The organism is Nonomuraea bangladeshensis, assembly GCF_039529455.1.
In the GTDB taxonomy this organism is placed as follows: Bacteria; Actinomycetota; Actinomycetes; order Streptosporangiales; family Streptosporangiaceae; genus Nonomuraea; species Nonomuraea bangladeshensis.
The window spans coordinates 171056-193792 of the sequence record NZ_BAAAMV010000010.1 but is presented as its reverse complement, the minus strand read 5'-3'; the positions used below and the strand labels follow the sequence as shown (position 1 = coordinate 193792).

General features: G+C 72.6%; 19 protein-coding genes. 7 read left to right on the top strand and 12 right to left on the bottom strand.

Annotation, left to right across the window (positions count from 1 at the left end; translation table 11 throughout):
• Window positions 1-81: 81 nt before the first annotated feature.
• From ABD292_RS33455 to ABD292_RS33445, 3 genes are read right to left on the bottom strand one after another with little or no spacing between them, the layout of a single operon-like run.
• Window positions 82-2055, bottom strand: coding sequence for a bifunctional copper resistance protein CopD/cytochrome c oxidase assembly protein (locus ABD292_RS33455; protein ID WP_344214435.1), 1974 nt, complete (start codon window positions 2053-2055; stop codon window positions 82-84).
• Window positions 2052-2678 carry a copper resistance CopC family protein gene (locus tag ABD292_RS33450; RefSeq protein ID WP_344214433.1) on the bottom strand — a complete coding sequence of 209 codons (627 nt, stop codon included), beginning with the start codon at window positions 2676-2678 and terminating at the stop codon, window positions 2052-2054. The genes ABD292_RS33455 and ABD292_RS33450 overlap by 4 nt, the downstream gene beginning before the upstream one ends.
• Before the next feature lie 44 nt (window positions 2679-2722).
• Entirely contained in the window at window positions 2723-4066 is a 1344-nt protein-coding gene (locus ABD292_RS33445) for a helix-turn-helix domain-containing protein (RefSeq protein WP_344215047.1), read from the bottom strand.
• Here ABD292_RS33445 and ABD292_RS33440 point away from each other — a divergent pair.
• Window positions 4065-4196 (top strand): hypothetical protein, encoded by a 132-nt coding sequence (locus tag ABD292_RS33440; RefSeq protein WP_344215082.1) that lies wholly within the window; start codon window positions 4065-4067, stop codon window positions 4194-4196. The genes ABD292_RS33445 and ABD292_RS33440 overlap by 2 nt on opposite strands.
• Before the next feature lie 129 nt (window positions 4197-4325).
• Here ABD292_RS33440 and ABD292_RS33435 read toward each other — a convergent pair whose 3' ends face one another.
• Window positions 4326-5819 (bottom strand): PucR family transcriptional regulator, encoded by a 1494-nt coding sequence (locus tag ABD292_RS33435; RefSeq protein WP_344214431.1) that lies wholly within the window; start codon window positions 5817-5819, stop codon window positions 4326-4328.
• Between the two features lie 94 nt (window positions 5820-5913).
• Here ABD292_RS33435 and ABD292_RS33430 point away from each other — a divergent pair, with 94 nt between their 5' ends.
• From ABD292_RS33430 to ABD292_RS33420, 3 genes are read left to right on the top strand one after another with little or no spacing between them, the layout of a single operon-like run.
• The gene (locus tag ABD292_RS33430; protein WP_344214429.1) at window positions 5914-8094 is read left to right on the top strand and encodes a molybdopterin cofactor-binding domain-containing protein; all 2181 of its coding nucleotides are present in this window, start codon (window positions 5914-5916) and stop codon (window positions 8092-8094) included.
• A 33-nt stretch (window positions 8095-8127) separates the two neighbouring features.
• The gene (locus ABD292_RS33425; protein ID WP_344214427.1) at window positions 8128-8361 is read left to right on the top strand and encodes an EF-hand domain-containing protein; all 234 of its coding nucleotides are present in this window, start codon (window positions 8128-8130) and stop codon (window positions 8359-8361) included.
• Window positions 8362-8419: 58 nt separating this feature from the next.
• The gene (locus ABD292_RS33420) at window positions 8420-9799 is read left to right on the top strand and encodes an NCS2 family permease (RefSeq protein ID WP_344214425.1); all 1380 of its coding nucleotides are present in this window, start codon (window positions 8420-8422) and stop codon (window positions 9797-9799) included.
• On the opposite strand, the gene ABD292_RS33415 is transcribed toward ABD292_RS33420, so the two are convergent.
• Entirely contained in the window at window positions 9800-10729 is a 930-nt protein-coding gene (locus ABD292_RS33415; protein WP_344214423.1) for an excalibur calcium-binding domain-containing protein, read from the bottom strand.
• Window positions 10730-10848: 119 nt separating this feature from the next.
• Between ABD292_RS33415 and ald the strand changes: the two genes are divergently transcribed.
• A complete protein-coding gene (ald, locus tag ABD292_RS33410; protein ID WP_344214421.1) occupies window positions 10849-11964 on the top strand; it encodes an alanine dehydrogenase in 1116 nt (371 codons plus the stop codon).
• A gap of 33 nt (window positions 11965-11997) precedes the next feature.
• Here the strand turns inward: ald and ABD292_RS33405 are convergent, their stop codons facing one another.
• On the bottom strand, window positions 11998-12714 hold the full coding sequence (locus tag ABD292_RS33405) for a thioredoxin-like domain-containing protein (protein ID WP_344214419.1): 717 nt from the start codon (window positions 12712-12714) through the stop codon (window positions 11998-12000).
• A gap of 120 nt (window positions 12715-12834) precedes the next feature.
• On the opposite strand from ABD292_RS33405, the gene ABD292_RS33400 reads away from it, so the two are divergent.
• Window positions 12835-13491 carry a DUF305 domain-containing protein gene (locus ABD292_RS33400; RefSeq protein WP_344214417.1) on the top strand — a complete coding sequence of 219 codons (657 nt, stop codon included), beginning with the start codon at window positions 12835-12837 and terminating at the stop codon, window positions 13489-13491.
• Between the two features lie 15 nt (window positions 13492-13506).
• Window positions 13507-14907, top strand: a complete 1401-nt coding sequence (locus tag ABD292_RS33395) for a phytoene desaturase family protein (protein ID WP_344214415.1) — start codon at window positions 13507-13509, stop codon at window positions 14905-14907.
• A gap of 12 nt (window positions 14908-14919) precedes the next feature.
• On the opposite strand, the gene ABD292_RS33390 is transcribed toward ABD292_RS33395, so the two are convergent.
• The 6 genes from ABD292_RS33390 to ABD292_RS33365 all read right to left on the bottom strand — a co-directional run bounded on the left by ABD292_RS33390 (window position 14920) and on the right by ABD292_RS33365 (window position 22697).
• Complete coding sequence (locus ABD292_RS33390) at window positions 14920-15978, bottom strand: threonine aldolase family protein (protein ID WP_344214413.1); 1059 nt, start codon at window positions 15976-15978, stop codon at window positions 14920-14922.
• On the bottom strand, window positions 15975-16604 hold the full coding sequence (locus ABD292_RS33385) for an SDR family NAD(P)-dependent oxidoreductase (protein ID WP_344214411.1): 630 nt from the start codon (window positions 16602-16604) through the stop codon (window positions 15975-15977). The genes ABD292_RS33390 and ABD292_RS33385 overlap by 4 nt, the downstream gene beginning before the upstream one ends.
• Window positions 16601-18673: a DUF6421 family protein gene (locus ABD292_RS33380; RefSeq protein WP_344214409.1), complete on the bottom strand. Its 2073-nt coding sequence runs from the start codon at window positions 18671-18673 to the stop codon at window positions 16601-16603. Before ABD292_RS33380 ends, ABD292_RS33385 begins: the two co-directional genes overlap by 4 nt.
• A 69-nt stretch (window positions 18674-18742) precedes the next feature.
• Window positions 18743-19399, bottom strand: a complete 657-nt coding sequence (locus ABD292_RS33375) for a response regulator (RefSeq protein WP_091076620.1) — start codon at window positions 19397-19399, stop codon at window positions 18743-18745.
• Window positions 19400-19482: 83 nt separating this feature from the next.
• On the bottom strand, window positions 19483-21216 hold the full coding sequence (locus ABD292_RS33370; RefSeq protein WP_344214405.1) for a serine/threonine protein kinase: 1734 nt from the start codon (window positions 21214-21216) through the stop codon (window positions 19483-19485).
• Window positions 21216-22697, bottom strand: coding sequence for a hypothetical protein (locus ABD292_RS33365; protein ID WP_344214404.1), 1482 nt, complete (start codon window positions 22695-22697; stop codon window positions 21216-21218). Before ABD292_RS33365 ends, ABD292_RS33370 begins: the two co-directional genes overlap by 1 nt.
• Window positions 22698-22737: the final 40 nt, after the last annotated feature.

The following is a 22737-nucleotide window of genomic DNA, read 5'->3' as shown; positions in this document are numbered from 1 at the left end:
TTATGCCCCTCTCCCCCAGGAGCAAGGCTACCTGGCGGTCCAGAGACGTGAAACGGAAGATAGAGGGCCGTGGCCGATCGGCTACTCGCCCTGGTCGGCCTTGTTGAGCCGGGCGAGGTAGGCGTTGTAGGAGTCGAGCTCGGGGTCGCTCGCCCCCCGGTCCGCGCGGCGGTCGCTCCTGCGGGCCTGCCGGTCGTCGTCGCGGTACCACTGGAAGGCGATGGCCAGCAGCACGATGAGCGTCGGGATCTCGCCGAAGCCCCAGGCGATGGCGCCGCCGTCCTGCTGGGTCTGCAGCAGGTTGTCGCCCCAGGTGCGGCCGAGCTGGTCGTACCAGCCGGAGGCGATGACGGAGCCGGTCATCATCAGCGCGATGCCGAAGAAGGCGTGGAACGGCATCGTGACGAAGAGCATGAGCAGCCGGCCGACGTGCGGGAGCCGGTTGGGGCCTGGATCGACGCCGATGATCACCCAGAAGAACAGGCAGCCGCTGACGAGGAAGTGCACGGTCATCCAGATGTGGCCGAGGTGCTCGGTCATCGCCGACTCGAACAGCGGCGTGAAGTACAGCGCGTACGTCGAGGCGACGAAGATGACCGTGGCGACGACCGGATGCGTGACGACCTTGGTGTAGCGGCTGTGCAGGATCGTGGTGATCCACTCGCGCGGCCCCCGGTCGCCCTTCCTGACGGCGGGCTTGAGCGCGCGCAGCGCGAGCGTGATCGGCCCGCCGAGGACGAGGAAGATGGGCACGACCATGGACAGCGTCATGTGCTCGATCATGTGCATGTCGAACATGACCTTGGCGTAGCGGGCCAGCCCGCTCTGCGTGACGAACACCAGCAGCGCCACCCCGGCGAACCAGGACACGGTGCGGCCCCAGGGCCAGGCGTCGCCGCGGCGGCGCAGGCGTACGACGCCGGCCGCGTAGAGCCCGGCGAGCACGGCGGCGACCAGGGCGAAGAACAGGTCGAGCCACCACAGGCTGAAGATCCTGCCGAGCGTGAGCTCCGGCGGGAGCGGGAAGCCGAGCAGTTCGTAGGCGCGGTCGGCGGGGATGCTGTAGTCGGGCGGCGGGGTGCGCGACAGCGCGACGGCCAGGCCGACGGTGGCGAGCATGAGCAGCGTCTCGCCGCCGGCCAGCCGGGCGAAGGCCCCGGGCTCGCCGGCCTGGAGGCGGGTGAGGGTGCGCTGGCGGTGCCAGTAGCCGACGTAGCCGAGCAGCACGAACGCGACGAGCTTGGCGAGGGCGAGCAGGCCGTACTCGTCGGTCCACAGGTCGGAGAGCGCGCCCAGCCGGGCGACCAGCGCGAACACGCCGGACAGCCCCACCCCGGCGTAGCACCAGAGCGCCATCCGGGAGAAGCGGGCGGCGGCCACGTCGAGCTGCGGCTCGCGGCGCAGGGCGTGGCCGGCCAGCACGACCAGGCCGCCCACCCACAGGGCGAGCGCCAGCAGGTGCAGCGCCACCGACGAGGTGGCCAGGTCGTGGTTGGGCGAGGAGGAGGTGTGGCCGGTCAGCGGCGGCGGCAGCATCGTGACGAGGGCGAGCGCCAGCAGCCCCGCCGAGGCGCCCGCGGTGATCGCCCCGCGCGAGAACAGCGCGATGGCCACGGCGAACAGCACGACGAGGGTGAGCGCGACGCCCTGCGTGGTCTGGGTGGCGTAGCTGCTGAGCAGGACGCCGTCGAACACCTGCGGCAGGGTGCGGCCGATGGACTCGGCGGCGCCGAAGACGATGGCGAGGAACGCCGCGCCGGCCCAGGTCAGCGCCGCCCAGGAGGCGGCCTTGACGTATTCGAGCGCGGAGGCGCCGAGCATGCCCTTGTCGCTGGGCAGCAGCGCGGTGGCCATGAGCAGCAGGCCCACCGTGAGCAGGCCGGCGACGTCCATGAGCATCTTGGAGACGGGCAGGCCCCACCGGACCACCGCGCCGGCGTCGGGCAGGCCGGGGATGATCCTGGGGAAGGCCGTGCCACCGGCGATCATGCCGAGGACGAGGGCGGCGACCGCGGCCGCCACGCCCGCGAGGCCGAGCCGCGCCGCCCTGCTCATGGCTTGCTCTTCCGCGCGCTGAGCAGGAAGCCGATGCCGATGCCGACGAGGGCGCCGATCACGATGATCAGCCAGACGGGGAACGACCCGCCGCCGTCCTCGGCCGCCGCGGGCGCGGCGGCCGGCTCCTGAGCCGCCGCTGAGGACGCCGGCGCGGACGCCGGCGCGGACGCCGGCGGGGCCGCCGCCTCGGAGGAGGCCGGCGTCGAGGGCTCGGCGCTCGCCGAGGGGGTCTCCTCGGCGGCCGGGGCCTTCAGCGTGAACGGGATCTCGCCCTCGATCGGATGCCCGTCGGAGGACACGACGCGGTAGGCGATGGTGTATTTGCCGCCCGGCAGCGACGGCTTGACCGCCTGCCGGACCACCGCGCCGTCCTGCTCCGGCTCGCCGGCCTGGTATTGGGCGCCGCCGGGCCCGTTGAGCACGACGAACGGCAGACGGACCCGGGCGCTGAACTCCAGCCGGACCTCGTCGAGGGACTCGACCTCGGCTCCCTTGGCGGGGGAGCTGCTCTTCAGCGAGTCGTGCGCCAGCGCCGGAGCGGCCGTGCCGGCCACGAGCAGTCCGGACGCGAGCAGGGCGGCGAGTATCGCGGTGAGGGCCGCGATCGGGGAAGTCTTCATGGCACCCCCCAGGCTACCGACGCCACCGCCCGGTCCGGACCCCGCTACAGCCCCACGCAGGCGAGCGCCCGCTGGTAGGCCTCCACCGCGCCCTCCTCGTCGCCCAGCTCCTCCATGGTGGCCGCGGTGGCGTACCAGGTGGAGGCGGAGCGGCGGGAGTCGGGCAGCGGCGTCAGCCAGTCGCGCACGGACGCGACGTGCTCGGCCGCCTCCTCCGAGCGGCCGACCGCGCCGTAGGCCCGGCCGAGCAGCAGGCCCGCCTCGGCGCCGAGCACGTGCCCGAACTCCGGCAGCAGGTCCCTGCCCAGCCTGGCGTGCTCGGCGGCCGCGGCGTAGTCGCCGCACAGGTATTCGGCCATGGCCAGGTCGAGGTTGAGGTGGCAGCGGTCGAAGGTGCTCGTCGAGGTCTGCTCGAACTCCTCCAGTGTCGCGCGCAGCGCCTCGCGCACGTCCGCGGCCTCCGCGGGCCTGGCCGTGAGCCGCTTGAGCAGGAACGACGCCCGCATGCGGGCGACGTTGCGCGGGTTGCCGTGCTCCAGCTGCACCGCCAGGGCCCGCTCGGCGAGGGACAGGGCCTCCTCCAGGTGGCCGGTGAAGTAGGCGGCGATGGAGGCGTTCCAGGTGGCGGCCACGATCGCGCGCGGCGTGCCGAGCGCGTCGGCGGCGTTGAGCAGCTCGGCCGCGAACTGGCGGGCGCGCAGCAGGTCGCCGCGCTCGATGTAGGCGGCCAGCAGCGTGGCGCCCAGCTCGACCAGCCCGTCGGCCCACGGCTGACGGGCGCTGCCGAGCAGCATCCGCTCGCCCACCTCGACGGCCTTGGTGAGCTGCTCGCTCTCCCGGTAGACCCGGCAGAGCACCATCGCGACCTCGACGCGCCGGTCGGCGGGCAGCTCGCTCTCCTGCAACCGGAGCAGGATCGAGGTGGCCTCGGCGAGGTCACCGCAGGCCTCCGTGGCGAGCGCCAGCCCGAACTCCGCCTCTTGACGCAGCGAGGTGAGCCCTGTCAGGTTGTTGTTGGCCAGCAGCTCCGCGAAACGGTTGCGGGCCTCGGTGACTTCGCCGTTCTCGAGCGCGAGCCGCGCGTAACCGAGGGCGAGCTCGATGTCCTCCATCTGCTCGGCGGTGACGCCGTTGATCAGATAGGACAGCGAGCAGTCAAGTTTCTGGGCCAGCAGCTCCAGGACGGCGGGCGTCGGGGTACGCTTTCCACTCTCGATCAACGAGACGTAACTGTCCGACAGCTCGGGATGCGCCAACTGTGCCTGCGACAGGCCGCGTTGTCGCCTAACCGTCTTGATGCGGAGTCCGACTAGGTCAGATGTGGTCACAGTCGTCGCTCCCTGAGAAGATAAGTCCAAGCAACTACATAGGCGAGGGAGAACCCCCATGCGTATGCGCATTGCCCTGTCCGCCCTGGTCACCGCGATCACTGTCGTGGTGACCATCGGAAGCAATGTTACGGCCGCAAGTGCCGACACGTCTTCCATCAGTTTTGCCTACGATTACTACTGCTGCTGAGCTGAAACCGGCACGAGGGGGCGCACGGGCCTTCCGAGCACGAAAACCGCACCGCGCTCGCAGGCCGGCTCCCCCGCAGGAGCCGGCGTCGTCCCATCGCGTTCCCTCTGCCGTCCCGCTCCTCCCCCGCTACCGGGGTGGGGCGGTGTCGCGCAGGGCCAGGTAGAAATCGACCCGGTCGGCCATCGTGGCCAAGTTCCTGCCGGTCAGCTCCTCGATCCTGCGCACCCGGTAGCGGACCGTGTTGACGTGCACGTGGAGCCGTTCGGCGCAGGCGTTCCACGAGCCGGCGCAGTCCAGGAAGACGCCGAGCGTACGCACCAGCTCCGACTGGTGGCGGCGGTCATAGTCGAGCAGCGGCGACAGCAGCCGGTCGGCGAAGGAGCGGCGCACCTCGGCCGGCACGGTGGCCAGCAGCAACGCATGGGTGTAGATCTCGTCACTGGTCACCACGCCGCCGCCACGCGCCTCGGCCAGCCGGCGGGCGTGCCCGGCCTCCTCGACGCCGCCCTTCAGCGCCGCCGCCCCCGTGAGCGCCCCGCTGAGCCCCGCGCACACCCGCGTGTCAGGCAGCGCCGACAGCACGCCGGCCGCGGCGCGCAGCCGGGCGGCCAGCTCGTCGGCGGTGCTTCCGCGCAACGGCACCACGGCCACCGCTCCGTCGGCCCCGGCCGCCGCGACGACCTCGCGTCCCAGCAACTCCTCCACGACCTGCCCGCCGAGGGTGGCGGGGTCGGGTCCGCGGGTGGCGCCCGCGCGGGGCGCCGTGACGTCCACCACCGCGTACGGCTCCGCCGCGCCGACCCCGCAGGTCCGCAGCCGGGCGTTGAGCTCGGCCGCGTCGGCCCCGGCGAGCGCGGCCACGACGAGCTGCTCGGCGAGCCGCCGCTCCACCCGGCGGCCCTCCTCCACGCGCATGCGTTCGAGCCCGACGCAGGCGGCCAGCTCGTAGCCGAGGTCGGCGCGGTCGAGCAGGTCGCCGTCGAGGGCCAGCGCCCAGCCGGCGGCGCGGTGACCGCGGCCCACCGCGAAGATCGTGCGGCCGTGGGCGCGGGCGGGCAGCCGCGGCGCGGTCAGGTACGCCCGCGCGACCTCCTCGGGCTCGGCCACCGTCCCCACGACGACGTGCCCTGACGCGGTCACGACGGCGCCGGTGACGCCCAGCTCGGCGGCGGCCACCTCGAACAGCTCACGCAGGTCCGCGCCCTCGGCGACGGCCGCGACGAGCCTGCGGTGCCGGCCGAGCGCGGCCCGTACGTCGCCGGACGGGCGGGGCGCGGCGAGCTCGGTGAGGGTGCGGAAGGAGACCTCGGTCGGCACCTCCAGCAGCGGCAGCCCGGCGGCCGCGCAGGCGGCCACGAGGTCGTCGGGCACGTGCCCGAGCAGGGCGGCGCCCGCGCCGACGGCGGCGACCCCGGCCTCGGCGAGGGTGGTCACGAACCGCGCGGAGTCCTCGGGCGCCTGCCGCCACATGAGCCCGGTCAGCACCAGCTCGCCGCCCGACAGGTAGCGCCCCGGCTCGGGCAGGTCGGTGATGTGCACGGTGGCGAACTCGCGGTCGGGGTCGCCGGTCAGCAGCCTCAGCCGCAGGCCGGGAATGTCCAGCAGGTCACGGATCCGCACTTGGAGGAATATACAAGCCGGTTGTTACAGGCTTTGACCGGGATTTCAGCAGTGTGCATAGGACCCGGCACGGCGACGGTGCTCTACTCGGAGAATGACGGACACGGCGGACACGTACACGACGCTGAGCGGGGTGGGCGAGAGCGCCAGGCGGCCGGACGCCACGCTGAAGGTGACGGGCGAGTTCGCCTACGCCTCCGACCTGTGGATCGACGGCATGGCGTGGGGCGCGACGCTGCGCAGCCCGCACCCGTCGGCGTGGATCCGCTCGATCGACGCCGGTCCCGCACTGAAGATCGCCGGCGTGCACGCGGTGCTCACCCACGAGGACGTCCCCGGCGAGAAGTTCTACGGCCTGGACCACAAGGACCAGCCGGTGCTGGCCGTCGACCAGGTGCGCTACCAGGGGGAGCCGGTGGCGCTGGTGGCCGCCGACCATCCCGAGACGGCACGCCGGGCGGCCGCGGCGATCGTGGTCGAGTACGAGGTGCGCGAGCCGGTGACCGACCCCCGCCGGGCCACCGAGATCGTCCGCCGCCAGCCGGTCCGGGTCGGCGACACCTTCGAGGCGGAGGTCGTGGTCACCGGCGAGTACGAGGTCGGCATGCAGGACCAGGCGTTCCTCGGCCCGGAGGCGGGCCTGGCGATCCCGGCCGAGGACGGCGGCGTGGACCTGTTCGTCGCCACGCAGTGGCTGCACGTGGACCGCGACCAGCTCGCCCCCTGCCTGAACCTGCCGCCGGAGAAGGTACGGCTGACGCTGTCGGGCGTGGGCGGCGCCTTCGGCGCCCGCGAGGACCTGTCGATGCAGGTGCACGCCTGCATGCTGGCGCTGCGCCTCGGCCGCCCGGTCAAGATGAGCTACGGCCGCGAGGAGTCGTTCTTCGGGCACGTGCACCGCCATCCGGCCCGGATGCGCTACGAGCACGGCGCGACCAGGGACGGCCGGCTCGTCTACGTCAAGGCGGACATCCTGCTGGACGGCGGCGCGTACTGCTCCTCCTCCCCCGCCGTGGTGGGCAACGCGGCCTCGCTGGGCGTGGGCCCGTACGAGGTGCCGAACGTGGACGTCGTCGCGACCGGCGTCTACACCAACAACCCGCCGTGCGGCGCGATGCGCGGCTTCGGCGCGGTGCAGGCGTGCTACGCCTACGAGTCGCAGATGGACCGGCTGGCCGAGGCGTGCGGGCTGTCGCCGGTGGAGATCCGGGTGCGCAACGCGGTGACGCAGGGCTCGCGGCTCATCACCGGCCAGCTCATCGACTCCCCCGCGCCGCTGGCGGACATGCTGCGCGACCTGGAGTCCATGCCGCTGCCCGGCGGGCGGCAGGACGGGGACCTGCGGGCGCTGCCGGGCGGGGTGTCCCAGACGACGCACGGCGAGTCGGTGCGGCGCGGCGTCGGCTACGGCGTCGGGATCAAGAACATCTGCTTCTCCGAGGGCTTCGACGACTACTCGACGGCCCGGGTGCGCGCCGAGCTGGTGAACGGCGAGCCGCACGTCACCGTGCACACCGCGGCCGCCGAGGTGGGCCAGGGGCTGGTGACGGTGCAGGCCCAGATCGCCCGGACGGAGCTGGGCATCGCCGACGTCACGGTGGCGACGGCGGACACCTCGGTGGGCTCGGCGGGGTCGTCGTCGGCGTCGCGGCAGTCGTACGTGACCGGCGGCGCGGTGCGGGCGGCCTGCGAGGCCGTGCGCGCGCGGTTCGGCGGGCTGCCCGCGCGGGAGGCGCTGGAGCGGTACGGGCCGATCGAGGAGACCCGCGAGTACCGGCACCGGCCGACGTACCCGATGGACCCGGTGACCGGGCAGGGCGACTCGCACACGCAGCTCGCGCTGTGCGTGCACCGGGCCGTGGTGGACGTGGACGTGGAGCTGGGCCTGGTCAAGGTCGTGGAGCTGGCGGCGGTCCAGGACGTCGGCCGGGTGCTCAACCCGCAGGCGCTGGAGGGCCAGATCCACGGCGGCTCGGCGCAGGGGCTCGGGCTGGCGCTGATGGAGGAGATCCAGGTACGGGACGGCGTGGTGGCCAATCCGTCGTTCACCGACTACCTCATCCCCACGATCCTCGACATGCCGCCGATGCAACTGAAAATCCTGGAAAATCCGGACCCGGCGGCTCCGTACGGGCTGCGTGGCGCGGGCGAGCCCCCGACCCTGTCCTCGACCCCGGCCGTCGCGGCGGCCGTGCGGGCGGCGACCGGGCTCCGGTTGACGCGCGTTCCGATCAGGCCGGAAGATATCGCCTTGTCTGACGAAAAGGGGGCCTGACGCGAAGGGTCGGGTCTGACGGGGAGGTACGTGATGACGAGCGCGCGCGAGGCCGCCGAGGCCGAGTTCCGCCGGTTCGACACCGACGGCGACGGCCTGCTGACCGCCGAAGAGATCCGCAGCGCCAACGAGGCGCTGGGCGGGCAGGGCGCGACCGAGAGCGAGATCGAGGCGTTCATCAGCTCCGCCGACCGCGACGGCGACGGCACGATCGGCCTGGAGGAGTTCGTCGGGCTGGTCGGCCACGGCAGGCACGAGAAGGCGTGATCTAGTCCGGCGCCGGGTAGGCAACGGGCACTCCCCCTGATCACAAAGGGGGGAAGGCGTGCTCGACCGGCTCTTCGAGCTGACCCGGCGCGAGACCACGGTCGGCCGCGAGGTGCGTGGCGGGATCACCACCTTCATGGCCATGGCGTACATCATCCTGCTCAACCCGATCATCCTGGCCGGGGCGAAGGACGTCACGGGCGCCCAGCTCTCCATCGTGCAGCTGACCACCAGCACCGCGCTGGCGGCGGCGATCTCGACGCTGCTCATGGCGTTCGTCGGCAACGCGCCCTTCGGCCTGGCCGCCGGGCTGGGGCTCAACGCGGTCGTCGCCTACCAGGCCGCCCCCCACATGACGTGGCGCGAGGCGATGGGCCTGGTGGTGCTCGGCGGCTTCGTGATCATCCTGCTGGCCGTGACCGGTCTGCGCACCCTGATCATGAACGCCATCCCGCTCGCGCTCAAGCACGCCATCAGCGTCGGCATCGGGCTGTTCGTCGCGCTCATCGGCCTGGTGGACGCCGGGTTCGTGGCCACGGGCTCGGGCACGCCCGTGCAGCTCGGCGCCACCGGCCATCTGACGGGCTGGCCGGTCGTGATGTTCTGCTTCGGCCTGCTGCTGATGATCGCCCTGTACGCCCGCCGCACCCCGGCCGCCATCCTCATCAGCATCGTGGTGACCGCGGCCCTGTCGGTCCTGGTGAACTCCGTGGCCACCGTCGATCCCCGGTCGTGGGGCGTGGTGACGCCGCGGGTGCCCGAGTCGCTGGTCGCCGCGCCGGACTTCGGGCTGGTGGGGCAGTTCGACCTGTTCGGCGGGTTCGCCAGGGCGGGGGCGCTGAGCGCGGCCGTCGTGCTGTTCACACTCGTCCTGTCGGGCTTCTTCGACGCGATGGGCACCATCATCGGCGTCAGCGACGAGGCCGGCCTGGTGGACCGGGCCGGCCAGGTGCCGCGGCTCGGCCGCATCCTGACCGTGGACGGGGTCGCCGGCATGGTGGGCGGCTCGGTCAGCGCCTCGGCGAACACCGTGTTCGTGGAGTCGGCGGCGGGCGTCGGCGAGGGCGCGCGCACCGGCCTGGCCAGCGTGGCGACCGGGGCGCTGCTCGGGCTGACGCTGCTGTTCACGCCGCTCGCCGGCGTGGTGCCCGCCGCGGCCGCCGCTCCCGCGCTGGTGCTGGTCGGGGCGCTGATGATGATGCAGAGCAGGAACGTGCCCTGGCAGGACGTGGACGTCGCGATCCCGGCGTTCCTCACCATCGCGCTGATGCCGTTCACGTACTCGATCACCAACGGGGTCGGCGCGGGCGTCATCTCCTACACCCTGATCAAGGCGGCCAGGGGCCGGTTCGCCGAGATCCCGTGGCTGCTGTGGGTGGTGTCGCTGGTGTTCCTCGCCTATTTCGCGATCGACTGGCTGGAGCGGCTTTTCGCCTGATCAGCCCAGGTCGCCGCTGTTGCAGGCGACGCCGTTGCGGTCGGTGTCGGGATACCAGAAGTATTCCGCGTGGGAGTCCTTGGAGTAGGGGCCGTAACCGTGCGCCACGGCCTCCTTGCAGGAGGCGTAGCGCGGGTCCTCGCCGCCGGCGCCGGAGGCGGGGCTCGTGACGCCGGGAGAGGTCGCGGCGCCCGGCTGCGTCCCCGACGAGGCGGGCGGGGTCGCGGGCGGAGTGGTCGGCGGGGTCGCGCCGGGGTCGGTCCCGGGGTTCGTGCCGGTGCCAGGGTCGGTGCCGGGGTCGGTGCCCGGCGGGGAGGCGGCGGGCGAGGCGCCCGCGGACGGGCCGAGCAGCCGCGCGGTCAGGGCGTCGGCCTCCTCCTTGGTGAACCCGGCGATGCGCAGGCTGTCGCCGTTCATCGGCTCGGTCACGACGGGCGCGGCCACCACCGTCTTGGGCTGCTCCGGCTCGGCGGGGGCGAGCACGACGGCGAGCTGCCGCTGGTCGGGCTCCAGCTCGTCGACGAGCTCGACCAGCTTGTCCTTGAACCCGGCGGCGACGGCGATGCGGACGGAGTATTGGCCGTCCTTCTCCCTGATCGGCTCGATGCGCTGCACCGACAGGACGGTGACGCCGTCCTCAAGGAGGTAGCAGGTGCGCTGCTCCTCGTCGAGCACGGCCTGCTCGCCCGGGCACGGCGCGGGCTTGGTGTCCTTGACCGGGGCGAAGTGCAGCGGCACCGCCAGCCTGACCGGCGGGGCGCCGCCGAGCAGCGGCTGGTCGGGGTTCTTGGTCATCAGGACCGCGACGGTGCCGAGCACGCCGGCCACGAGCACCACCAGCACGAGCGAGACGATCAGCACGATGGTGGTGAGTCTGCTGGCCTGCGGCTCCTCCGGATCCGCGGGGGGCTGCGCTTCCGGCTTGTCCATCGATGACGTTCCCATCCTGACGTTCGGGCCGCGGAGAGCCTATCGAGGACCGGCCGGGGCAAGGTAATCATGACGGATCGCGGATTGACCGCAAAATCGGCGCGGACGGAAGGCGATCGATGAAGATCGGTGTTCCCGTAGAGGTCAAGAACAGCGAATACCGGGTGGCGCTGACGCCGGCGGGCGTGCACGAGTTCGTCCGCCACGGCCACCAGGTCCACGTCGAGCGCGGCGCCGGCGAGGGGTCGGCGATCCCCGACGCCGACTTCGCCGCGGCGGGCGCGGTCATCGTCCCGGAGGCCGACGAGGTGTGGGGCGCGGCCGACCTGGTGCTGAAGGTCAAGGAGCCGGTCGCCGAGGAGTACCACCGGCTGCGCAAGGGCCTGGTGCTGTTCACCTACCTCCACCTGGCCGCCTCCCGGCCGTGCACGCGGGCGCTCCTGGACTCGGGGTGCACGGCGGTCGCGTACGAGACCGTCCAGACAGCGAACGGCGCGCTGCCGTTGCTGGCCCCCATGTCGGAGGTCGCGGGCCGGCTGGCGCCGCAGGTCGGCGCCTACCACCTGATGCGCTCGGCGGGCGGCCGGGGCGTGCTGATGGGCGGCGTGTCCGGCGTGCACGCGGCGCACGTCGTCGTCATCGGGGCGGGCGTGTCCGGCATGAACGCCGCCGCCATCGCCCTCGGCATGCAGGCCGAGGTGCTGCTGCTGGACAGCAACATCGACAAGCTGCGCCAGGCCGACCTCATCTACCAGGGCCACTGCCAGACGGTCGCGTCGAACACGCTGGAGATCGAGCGGGCGGTGACGGAGGCCGACCTGGTGATCGGCGCGGTGCTGGTGCCCGGCGCGAAGGCGCCCAAGCTGGTGACCAACGACCTGGTCGCGCGGATGAAGCCGGGCTCGGTGCTGGTGGACATCTCGATCGACCAGGGCGGCTGCTTCGAGGACTCCCGGCCGACGACGCACGAGGAGCCGACCTACCGGGTGCACCGGTCGCTGTTCTACTGCGTGGCCAACATGCCGGGGGCGGTGCCGCACACCTCGACGTTCGCGCTGACGAACGTCACGTTGCCGTACGCGCTTTCCATCGCCGACCTCGGCTGGCGGCGGGCCATGCGCGAGGACCCGGCGCTGGCCCGCGGCCTGAGCACGCACGAGGGGCAGCTGACCAGCGAGCCCGTGGCCGAGGCGCACGGGCTGGAATGGACGCCGGCCCGGGACGTGCTCGGCTGAGCACGTCCCGGGCCGGTCGTTCCCGCTCGGGGGCTACTGCTGCTGCTGCGACGGGCTGGCCGACGGACGGAGCGTCTCCATCGGGGTGTTCTGCTGGCCCGTGGGCTCGGGCGGCAGCGGGGCCTCGTCGGCCGTGGTGGTGATGGCGCCGTCGCCGCCGCAGGTCGCGCCGGGCTCCGGCGTGTCGGCGCCGTTCTGGTAGCGCTTGATGAAGGCGGGCAGCTTGGGGTCGGCCGGGTCGGTCAGCTTGAGCTGGTGGCCCCAGGAGGACACGACGATCGGCGAGGGCAGGTTGGGGAACGGGCTCATCAGCATGTAGTTCTGCTGGCCCGTGGACGTGGCGACTTCCTTCAGCTTGTCGATCTGGGCCTTCGGCAGGTCGGGCCGGTAGGTGATCCAGGTCGCGCCGTGCTCCAGCGAGTGGACGGCGTGCTCGGGGTGGATCGGCTTGTCGTAGATCGCGCACTGCTGCCAGTAGTTGTTGTGCTGGCCGCCGACCGGCGGGGTCTCCTTGTAGGTGACCGGGGTCCAGACGTGCTCGCCGGCTTCGTACTTGGCGCTCGTCACGGCGTCCAGCGAGGTCTCACGGGCCTGCTTCACCAGGTAGAAGCCCACCAAACCGACCAGGACGACGATGATCAGCCCGCCCGTGCCCCACATGAGCAGCGCGGCGCGGCGTTGTTTGCGCTTCTGGTCGGCCCGCATCTTCTGCAGATGCTCGCGCCGCGCCTGCGCCTTCTCCTTCGTCATCGTTCCTCCATCGGCGTACCAACAGGGGTCACCTTATGCCCTTCCGGCGTATGCGGAGAATAAGGCGGACGTAAGGCAGCGATCTCAGGTTCGTCCCCAGGTGGGTACGCTGGACGCGTCATGGACAAGCCCCTCAGAAACCCCGTGCTCATCGTCTGCGGCGTGCTGGTGCTCGCCGCGGCGGCCTATCTGCTCTTCGGTCGCTCGGGCACGCCCGGCGACTCCTCGCCGGAGGCCGGGTTCGCCCGCGACATGGCCGTGCACCACGCGCAGGCCGTCGACATGTCCTTCGTCGTCAGGGACAAGCGGCCCGCCAAGGAGATCTCCAGCCTGGCCTTCGACATCATCAACACGCAGGCCAACCAGCGCGGCATGTTCCTCGGCTGGCTGCAGCAGTGGGGGCTCGACCAGGCGGGCGGCGACAGGCCGATGGCGTGGATGAGCGGCCACGGGCACGGCGCCGCAGCGCCCACAGCCGGGCCCGCCGGCGTCGCGAGCACCGGCCTGATGCCCGGCATGGCCTCCCCGGAGGAGCTGGCCAGGCTCAAGGCGGCCGACGGCACGCAGGCCGAGGTGCTGTTCCTGCAGCTCATGATCCGCCATCATGAGGGCGGGGTGGAGATGGCCGAGGGCCTGCTCGACCTGTCGACCCGGTCCGAGGTGGTGAACATGGCGCGCAAGATCGTCCAGGGGCAGAGCAGCGAGATCAAGCTGATGACCGACCTGCTGCACCGGCGCGGCGCGCAGCCGCTCCCGTCGATCCTCCAGCCGAAGTAGGCGGGCGCTCCCGGGGTGGACGCTGACGCCGTGGTGGTCGGCTCCGGGCCCAACGGGCTCGTCGCCGCCGTCACGCTGGCCCGCGCCGGACGCCGGGTGCTGCTGCTGGAGGCGGCCGACCGGTTCGGCGGCGCGCTCCGCTCCGGCGAGCTGACCCTGCCAGGACGGGTGCACGACTTCGGCGCGACCGTCATGGCGATGGCCCTCGCCTCCCCCGCCTTCCGCGGGCTGGAGCTGAAGGGCGTGGAGTTCGTCCATCCGCCGGTGCCCGCCGCCCATCCGCTGGACGGCCGCCCGGCGGTGCTGGTGCACCGCGATCCCGTCCACACCGCCGCCGGGCTCGGCCGTGACCGGCGTGCCTGGCTGGCGACCGTCGGCGCGACCGCGCGGGCCGGGCCGCCGCTGGTGGAGCTGCTGCTCAAGCCGCTCGGGCCGTGGGGCGGCGTGCCGCCGGCGGCGTTCGCGCAGGCGGCGGCGTTCGGGGCGGTGGCGCTGCTGCCCGCCACCACGTTCGCGCGGCGGGCCTTCCGCACGACCGAGGCGCGGGCGGTGCTCGCCGGCATGGCCGCGCACTCCGTCCTCGACCTGCGCTCCCCCGTCAGCGCCGGCTACGGCCTGCTGCTGGCGTCCCTGGCCCACTCGGTGGGCTGGCCGCTGGTGCGGGGCGGGTCGCAGGTGCTGGCCGACGCGCTGGTGGCCGAGCTGCGCGCGCTGGGCGGCGAGGCCGTCACCGGGCACCGGGTGCGGCGGCTGGCCGAGGTGCGGGCGCCCGTCGTGGTGCTCGACGTGACGCCCAGGCAACTGCTCGCCATGGCCGACCTGCCGGCCGGCTACCGGCGGCGGCTGGAGCGCTACCGCTACGGCCCGGGGGTGTTCAAGCTCGACTGGGCGCTGGACGGGCCCGTGCCGTGGCGGGATCCGGCGGTCGCCGGGGCGGGCACGGTCCATCTCGGGGGGACGCTGGAGGAGATCGCGCTCAGCGAGGCGGAGTCGGCGGCCGGGCGGGTGTCGCCGCGGCCGTACGTGCTGGTGGTGCAGCCGTACGCGGCCGATCCGACGCGGGGCGGGCACACCTTGTGGGCCTACTGCCACGTCCCGAACGGCTCGCGCGCCGACCTGACCGGCGCGATCGAGGCCCAGATCGAGAGGTACGCCCCCGGCTTCCGCGAGCGGGTGCTGGCCCGGCACGCCATGGGCCCGGCCGAGCTGGAGGCGTTCGACGCCAACCTGGTGGGCGGCGACATCTCCGGCGGGCTGTCCAGCCTCGCGCAGTTCCTGCGCCGCCCGGTGTGGTCGCCGGCACCGTGGCGCACCCCGCTGCCGGGGGTGTTCCTGTGCTCGGCGGCCACGCCGCCGGGCGGCGGGGCGCACGGCATGGGCGGCTGGCAGGCCGCCCGGCTCGCCCTGCGCCCCTGATCGCGCCGGCGGTCAGCCGGCTGAGGCCGCCATCTCCTCGGCGACCGCCGCGGCGAAGGCGTCCACGTCGGCCTCGGTGGTGTCGAAGGCGCACATCCAGCGGACCTCGCCGGTGGCCTCGTTCCAGGTGTAGAAGCGGAAGCGCTTCTGCAGGCGCTCGGTGACGTCGGGCGGCAGGACGGCGAAGACCGCGTTGGCCTCGACCGGCCGGGGCAGGACGACGCCGGGGATGTCGCGGACGGCGTCGGCCAGCCGCCGCCCCATGGCGTTGGCCTGGCGGGCGTTGCGCAGCCACAGGTCGCCGGCGAGCAGCGCCTCGAACTGCGCCGAGACGAAGCGCATCTTCGACGACAGCTGCATGAACGTCTTGCGGATGTAGTCGACGCCGCTCGCCGCCTCGGGGTTGAGCACGACGACGGCCTCGCCGTACAGCAGCCCGATCTTGGTGCCGCCGAAGGAGAGCACGTCCACGCCGACGTCCGTGGTGAGCGCCCGCAGGGGCACGTCGAGCGCGGCGGCGGCGTTGGTGAGCCGGGAACCGTCGAGGTGGACGAGCAGCCCCCGCTCGTGGGCGTGCGCGCAGAGCGCGGCGAGCTCGTCAGGGGTGTAGAGGGTGCCGAGCTCGGTGGTGTTGGACACCGACACCACGCGCGGCTGCGCGCGGTGCACGTCGCCGAAGCCCCACGCCTGCCGGTCGACCAGCTCGGGGGTGAGCTTGCCGTCCGGCGTGGGCACGGGCAGGAGCTTGATCCCGGCCGTGACCTCGGGGGCGCCGCCCTCGTCGGTGTTGATGTGGGCGCTCTCGGCGCAGATGACCGCCTCCCACGGGCGGGTCATCGCCCGCAGGGAGACGACGTTCGCGGCCGTGCCGTTGAAGACGGGCCACGCCTGCGCCTGCTCGCCGAAGTGGCGGCGGAAGACGTCCTGCAGCGCCTCGGTGTAGGCGTCCTCGCCGTAGGCGATCTGGTGTCCGCCGTTGGCCGTGGCGATGGCCTGCAGGATCTCCGGGTGGACGCCGGCGTAGTTGTCGCTGGCGAACGCCTTGAGATGGGGGTCGTGCCGGGGGATCAAGAGGTGAGGTCCAATCGGGTGCCGTTGAGCTCGGCGGCGGGGCGGTCGTAGAGTCCGCCGATCGCCGCGGCGAGGTCGTTGACGTCGGTGAAGCCGGCGAAGCGGGCCTGCGGCTTGGCGGCCCGCATCGCGTCGTTGACGAGGGCCTTGACGACGAGGACGACGGCCGCCGACGAGGTGCCGGACAGCGCGTCGGCCAGGGAGAGCGTCCACGCCTCCGCCGCCGCCTTGGCCGCGGAGTAGGCCGCGCCGCCGGCGGACGGCTTCTCCGCCGCCTTGGCCGAGACGATCACGAAGCGGCCGTTGTCGCTGCGGCGCAGCAGCGGCTCGAAGGCCAGCGAGACGTGCTGGAGGGTGCGGATCAGCAGGTCGTGCAGCAGGTCCCAGTCGTCGAGCGAGGTCTCGGCGAAGGACGCTGACCCGCGCCAGCCGCCGACCAGGTGGACCACGCCGTCCACGCGGCCGTGCTCGCGCTCGACACGCTCGGCGAGCCGCTGCACGGCGGCGCGGTCGAGCAGGTCGACGTCGTCCTTGTCGACGCCGATGACGGTGTGGCCGTCCTTGCGGAAGTGCGCCGTCACGGCCTCGCCGGTGGGGCCGCCGGCCCCCGTCACCAAGATGATCATGCGCGCAGCCCCTTAGTCGATTCGACGACGTCCGTCAGCTTACGACGCAGTGCCTCGTAGAACATGCTCAGGGGGAACTCGTCCGGCAGGACCGCGTCCACCTTGGCCTTCTGCTCCTCCGGCAGCGCCGCGACGCCCTTGGCCCAGACGGACGCCGGGTGCGGGGCCACGTAGGCGCTGACCAGCTCGTGGGCGGCCAGCCAGTGGGCGAGCTTGGACCGGTCGATGCTATCGCGGTAGAGCTTCTCCACCTCGCCGCGCAGGTCGGCCACGCCGTCGGCGACGCGCGCCCAGTCGATCGACAGCCGGTTGTCGGTCCAGCGGATGACGTCGTTGCGGTGCAGGTAGGCGAACAGGAGCTGGCCGCCGAGCCCGTCGTAGTTGCGCACCCGGTCACCGCTGATCGGGAAGCGGAACAGCCGGTCGAACAGGATCGCGTGCTGGACGTAGCGGGCGTGCGGCACGCCCTCGCGCTCCAGCTTCACCGCCTCGCCGAACGCGGTCAGGTCGCAGCGCAGCTCCTCCAGCGAGTACAGCCAGTACGGCATCCGCTGCTTGATCATGAACGGGTCGAACGGCAGGTCGCCGTGGCTGTGCGTGCGGTCGTGGACGAGGTCCCACAGCACGAAGGTGTCCTCGGCGAGCGGCTGCGAGTCCAGCAGCCGGGCGGCGTCCGGCGGCAGGTCCAGCTTGAGCGTCTCGGCCGCCGCTGCCGAGACCCGGCGGAAGCGCGCGGCCTCGCGGTCGGCGAAGATGCCGCCCCAGGTGAAGCGGGCCGGCGTCTGCCGCACCGCGACGGTCTCGGGGAAGAGCACGGCCGAGTGGGTGTCGTAGCCGGAGGTGAAGTCCTGGAAGGCGATCGGCACGAACATCGGGTTGTCGTAGCCGCCCGCCTCCAGCCGGGCCAGCCAGTCCGGCCAGATCGTCCGGATCCAGACGGCCTCCAGGTTGCGGTTGGGGTTGCCGTTCTGGGTGTACATCGGGAAGACGACCAGGTGCTCCAGGCCGTCCACGCGCTGGGTGTCGGGGTGGAACAGGTCGAGCGAGTCGAGGAAGTCGGGGACGCCGAGCCCGGACGCGGCCCACTTGGCGAGGTCCGCGCGGACCGCCTCCAGGTACGCGGCGTCGTGCGGGAAGTGCGGCGCCAGCTCGCCGACGGTGGCGCCGACCCGCTCGACCAGCGCGGCGGCCCGCTCCTTGGCCTCCTCCGGCACCGAGCCGTCCTTGACCTGCAGCGGCCGCAGCTCCTCCACGATCTCCTTGAGCCGGGCGAACAGCTCCGCCTTCACCGCGTCGCGGGCGCCGGCCGCCGCGCCGTCCTCGGGGACGCGGGCGGCCCAGGTGACGACGTTGCCCCAGAGGGCGCGGTGGTCGTAGTCGTCGATCGAGTCGTCGCCGAACAGGTCGGAGTCGGCGAACGCGACGACCCTGCCCTGCCCGTGCCGCACGGCCACCGCGAGCGGCGCGCCCGCCGGGTCGGCCGTGGCGGAGGTGGTGAACAGCACGGTGGCGTCGCGGCCCGGCTCCACGGTCAGCACGCCGCTGCGGTAGAAGCAGGCGTCCCGCACGCCGGCGAGCAGGCCGCCCGTGGTGGCGCGCTCGGCGCGCACCCAGGTCGCGACGCCCTGGTGGGCGTGGCCGGGGTCGCGGACCGTGGTGTGGCCGACGCCGAGGCCGAAACGGGCGAGCAGGTCGCGCAGGTTGTTGCCGTACTTGTCCTGCTCCTCCTCGGCCAGCACGACGAGCCCGCCGCCGGCGGCCACGTACGCCTCGACGGCGTCGAGCTCCTCGGCGGACAGGACGGGGCTGCCCTGGCCGGTGGTGCGCTCCCAGCGCTCGCCCGAGGGGTGCGCGATGACCAGCACGTCCTGCTCGGCGAGGACGCCGGGTTGGAGCGTTCCCGTGGTGCGGGCGGTCACCGTGTGGCCGAGATGGCGCAGCAGCTCCGCCGCCCGCGCATAACTGTTGTCATCGGGGTGGGCGGGGTTGATGGCCTCGGCCACCTCGCGCCGCACGGTCCACGACTCGCTGTGGGCCTCGTCGAACAGTACTCGGGGGAACGCTCGCATGAAAATCTCCTGTATCGGCCGCCTTATGCCGAAAAATATACACATATGGCCCGATGGTTGCCTACAACCTCAGGCCGCACCCGGCCGGACGACCCCCGACTCGTACGCGAACACCACCGCCTGCGCCCGGTCGCGCAGGGACAGCTTCATGAGCACCCGCGCCACGTGCGTCTTCACCGTCGCCTCCCCCACGAACAGCTCGCCCGCGATCTCGGCGTTGGTGAGGCCGCGCGCCAGCAGCCGCAGCACCTCCAGCTCGCGCGGCGTCAGCTCGCCCAGCATCGGCGACGGCTTCGGCTCGGCCCGCCCGGCGAACGTGGCGATCACCCGGCTGGTCACCGCCGGGTCGAGCAGCGCGTCGCCCGCGTGCACCACCCGGATGGCCTCGAGGAGCTGCTCCGGCGGCGAGACCTTCAGCAGGAACCCGCTGGTGCCGGCGCGCAGCGCCGCGTAGAGGTTCTCGTCGGTGTCGAACGTCGTCAGCGTGATGACCTTCGGCGGCGACGGCGTGTCGAGCAGCTCCCTGGCCGCCGACAGCCCGTCCAGCCGGGGCATCGAGATGTCCATGAGGACGATGTCCGGGCGCGTGCGCCGCGCCACGGAGATCGCCTCCCGCCCGTCGGCCGCCTCGCCGACGACTTCCATGCCGGGGTCGCTGTCGACGACCATGCGCAGCCCGGCTCTCACCATCGCCTGATCGTCCGCGATGACTATGCGTATGCCCACAGCCGGAGGGTAGACTCCGGGGATATCCCTTGAACACCCAGGTCAAGCAGGGCACAAGTCAGTTCCAAGTCACGGGCGCCCGCTCATGAGACCTGGATGCTCTGCCTGAAGCGGGCCTGGGTCGCGTCGTCGCAGTTCGACTTGGCGCAGAAGTACATCACGAGCATGTTCTTGGGCTGCCGGGCGATCACGTAGCTGACGAAGCCGAGCCGCGCGCCGCTCGACTGGTCGATGATGGAGCCGTCGAAGCGGGTGGCCGGTTTGTTGCCCGCCTGGTCCTGCACCGGCTTGCCGACGTCGACCGTGCCGGGCAGCAGGGAGTCCATCTTGGCCTTCATCGAGTCGGAGTCGCCCGCCGGGTCCAGGGTGTCGGAGATCTGCACGTACACGCCGGAGGCGCCCTCCGGGTCGTCGGCGATGACCTGCGAGATCGCCGACCAGTCGGCGCCGGGACCGGCCACGAACAGCGACTCGAACTCCGTCGCGTGCGGCGAGGCCACGGCGAACAGGTCCCGGTGGGTGCGCGCCGTCCAGTCGCCGGGGTAGTCGAAGGCGACCGGCGCGGCCGGGCTGGGCTGGTAGCGCGTCCAGGTGTCGCCGCGGTGGCTGAAGACGATGAACGCCACCAGCGCCAGCGCGGTGACGGCGGCGACCAGCGTGACCGCCACGATCGGCACCCGGCCGGGACGCTTGCCGCGGGCGGCGGGCCTGGCGGTCGGCGCGGGGGCGTAGGTTCCCGGGCTTGGGTGCGGGCCGGACGGCGGCCCTCCGTAAGGATAGGAGTGCGGCCCCGAGGAGCCCGGCACGGAGTGGGGCCCCGAGGAGCCGCCGGGCATGGAGTGCGGGCCTGAGCCCGGGAACGAGCCCGGATTCGAGCGCGGCCCGGAGGAGCCCGGCACGGAGTACGGGCCGGAGTGCGGGCTCGTCCCGGGGCGCGGCACCAGGCCGCCGCCCAGCAGCGCGTCGGGGTCGGCCTGGGGGCCGCTGATCGCGTCGCGGAGCGCGGTGACGAACTCGGTGCAGGTGGCGTAGCGCTGCTCGGGCGACTTGGCCAGCGCCCGCGCCATCACCGCGTCCACCTGCGGCGGCAGCTCGGGCCTGATGTGCGACAGCGGCACGGGCTGCTCGGCGAGGTGCGCCCACAGCAGCGCGATGTCGTTCTCCCGCTGGAACGGCAGCCGCCCCGACAGCGCCTCGTAGACCACGCAGGCCAGCGCGTACTGGTCGCAGCGCCCGTCGATGTGCTCCTTGTTGATCTGCTCGGGCGACATGTACCGGGGCGTGCCGATGAACTGGTCGGTCTGGGTCAGCCCCGAGATGGACGAGCGGTGCTTGGTGATGCCGAAGTCGGTGAGGTAGACGTGGTCGCCGGCCAGCAGGATGTTGGCCGGTTTGACGTCGCGGTGGATGAGGTCGTGGGCGTGCGCGGCGTCGAGCGCGGCGGCCACCTGCGCGAAGATGCGGTTGGCCGGGCCGAGCGGGAGCGGCCCCCGGTCGTGGATGAAGCGGCGCAGGTCGAGGCCGTCCACGTAGCGCATGGCGATGTAGAGCACGCCGTCGGCGTCGGCGTTGGCCTCGTAGATCGGGATGATGTTGGGGTGCTCGATGCTGGCGACGGTCCTGGACTCCAGGATGAACCGCTGCCTGAACCGGTCGTCGACGCTGAGCACCGGGTTGAGGATCTTCAGCGCGACGCGGCGGCTCAGCCGGGGGTCGAGCGCCAGGTAGACGACGGCCATGCCGCCCTTGCCGACGATGTCCTCGATGTAGTACCCGGCCACCTCCTGGCCGATGAGCGATCTGTCGTTCAAGTGCATCACGTCTCGATGGGGTGACCGCAGTAGCCGCAGAAGCGGTGGCCGGCGCCCAGCCTCATGCCGCAGGACACGCAGTACTTCATCGGGCCCTCCTGCGCCGTCAGCACCTGCTGCTGCTGCTGCGGGACCGCCTGGAACGGCTGGGAGCGCCGGACGACGACGGTCTGGCTGGCGCCTTCGTCGTAGGCGGGGCCGGTCGCAAGCGGTGGCGGCAGTTCTTCCGTACGTCTGTCAGGAGCGCGGCGGCGCCACAGCAGATACGCCCCGCCGCCCGCCGCGATGAAGAGCACGCCCGCCGCCACCAGGAACGGCCACAGCGGCCGGGAGGAGGAGGCCGGGGGCGCGGCGAGCTGCTTGGTGCCCTGGTCCTCGGGGCCGCCGCGCTTGGCCAGCGTGGTCTTGAGCAGGTTGGCGGCCACCACGTCGCCGGGGTAGAGCTCCAGCACGCGCTGGAAGCCCGGCGCGGCCTCGGTGTAGTACTTGGTGTGGTAGCGGGCGAGCGCCGCCTCGAACGCGGTGTCGATGGCGCCGCGACGCGGCGTCACCTTGGCCTGGGTGAGGACGTTCAGGACCTCGCGGACCCCGAGCATCTTGCCTTCCTTGCCGCCGCCGATGAGCAGGCCGATGACGTGGCCGTCCTTGTCGCCGATGACCGGCGCGCCCACCATGCCCTTGTCGGCCATGGCGCCCAGCTCGGCAGGCTCGTCCACCTTCTTCTCCGGGTCGGCGAACGGCCGGCCCGTCTGGCCCTTGCCGCCGCCCTGCCCGAGGTGCGCGATCGTGACGCTGTGCTGCACGTCCGGGCCGGGGCGGCCGAGGAAGCCCGCGACGTTGGTGGGCGAGCCCACCTGGTCGGGCACCTTGTCGGCCAGCGGCGCGGTCGGCATGCCTACGCCGGTCGCGGGGGTCAGCGGCACCAGCACCGCGGGGTCGTCGGGGTCGGGGCCGGCCTTGATGCACTTGACCTTGTAGCCGTCGGTGCTGGCGGGGGTGACGTTGGGGTAGGCGGTGATCTCGGTCGTGACGTCGATGATGCAGGTGGCGGTGTCGGTCTTGGGCGGGTAGCACTCCTGCAGGTGGTGGTTGAGCCGGTCGTCGGAGAGCTTGTGCTTCTTGTAGTCGGCCGGGATCTTCACCTTGTGGTGCTCGGCGAAGATCCTGTTGGCGGCGTAGACGGCGACGTCGTCGGGGTTGACCGCCAGGCGGCGCAGGCCGACGACGGTGCCGTCGGGGTTGACGACCGTGCCGGTGCCGGAGGCGAAGGGGATGTCGTAGGACCGCTCCACGTGTTTGAGCTCGCCGATGTGGTCGAGCAGGGTGATCTCCACGTGGGAGACCGCTTCGAGGCGCACCACGGCGGGGGTGACCAGGTCCGTGATGCCGCTGGGGTGGTCGTGGGCCGCGACCGGCGCGGCGGTCAGGAACACCGTGGCCGACACGACAGCCGCGACGGCACCGAGAAGAGCTGTGAGGCGCGCCATCTCTCCGCTCCCAACACAAGGACTAGGACCAGCGTCCCAA

Bases quoted from the DNA above. Each gene is read 5' to 3' on its own strand.
- ABD292_RS33455 (WP_344214435.1), bottom strand. From the start codon at position 2,055: ATGAGCAGGGCGGCGCGGCTCGGCCTCGCGGGCGTGGCGGCCGCGGTC.
- ABD292_RS33450 (WP_344214433.1), bottom strand. From the start codon at position 2,678: ATGAAGACTTCCCCGATCGCGGCCCTCACCGCGATACTCGCCGCCCTG.
- ABD292_RS33440 (WP_344215082.1), top strand. From the start codon at position 4,065: ATGCGTATGCGCATTGCCCTGTCCGCCCTGGTCACCGCGATCACTGTC.
- ABD292_RS33445 (WP_344215047.1), bottom strand. From the start codon at position 4,066: ATGGGGGTTCTCCCTCGCCTATGTAGTTGCTTGGACTTATCTTCTCAG.
- ABD292_RS33430 (WP_344214429.1), top strand. From the start codon at position 5,914: ATGACGGACACGGCGGACACGTACACGACGCTGAGCGGGGTGGGCGAG.
- ABD292_RS33425 (WP_344214427.1), top strand. From the start codon at position 8,128: ATGACGAGCGCGCGCGAGGCCGCCGAGGCCGAGTTCCGCCGGTTCGAC.
- ABD292_RS33415 (WP_344214423.1), bottom strand. From the start codon at position 10,729: ATGGACAAGCCGGAAGCGCAGCCCCCCGCGGATCCGGAGGAGCCGCAG.
- ald (WP_344214421.1), top strand. From the start codon at position 10,849: ATGAAGATCGGTGTTCCCGTAGAGGTCAAGAACAGCGAATACCGGGTG.
- ABD292_RS33405 (WP_344214419.1), bottom strand. From the start codon at position 12,714: ATGACGAAGGAGAAGGCGCAGGCGCGGCGCGAGCATCTGCAGAAGATG.
- ABD292_RS33400 (WP_344214417.1), top strand. From the start codon at position 12,835: ATGGACAAGCCCCTCAGAAACCCCGTGCTCATCGTCTGCGGCGTGCTG.
- ABD292_RS33385 (WP_344214411.1), bottom strand. From the start codon at position 16,604: ATGATCATCTTGGTGACGGGGGCCGGCGGCCCCACCGGCGAGGCCGTG.
- ABD292_RS33380 (WP_344214409.1), bottom strand. From the start codon at position 18,673: ATGCGAGCGTTCCCCCGAGTACTGTTCGACGAGGCCCACAGCGAGTCG.
- ABD292_RS33370 (WP_344214405.1), bottom strand. From the start codon at position 21,216: ATGCACTTGAACGACAGATCGCTCATCGGCCAGGAGGTGGCCGGGTAC.
- ABD292_RS33365 (WP_344214404.1), bottom strand. From the start codon at position 22,697: ATGGCGCGCCTCACAGCTCTTCTCGGTGCCGTCGCGGCTGTCGTGTCG.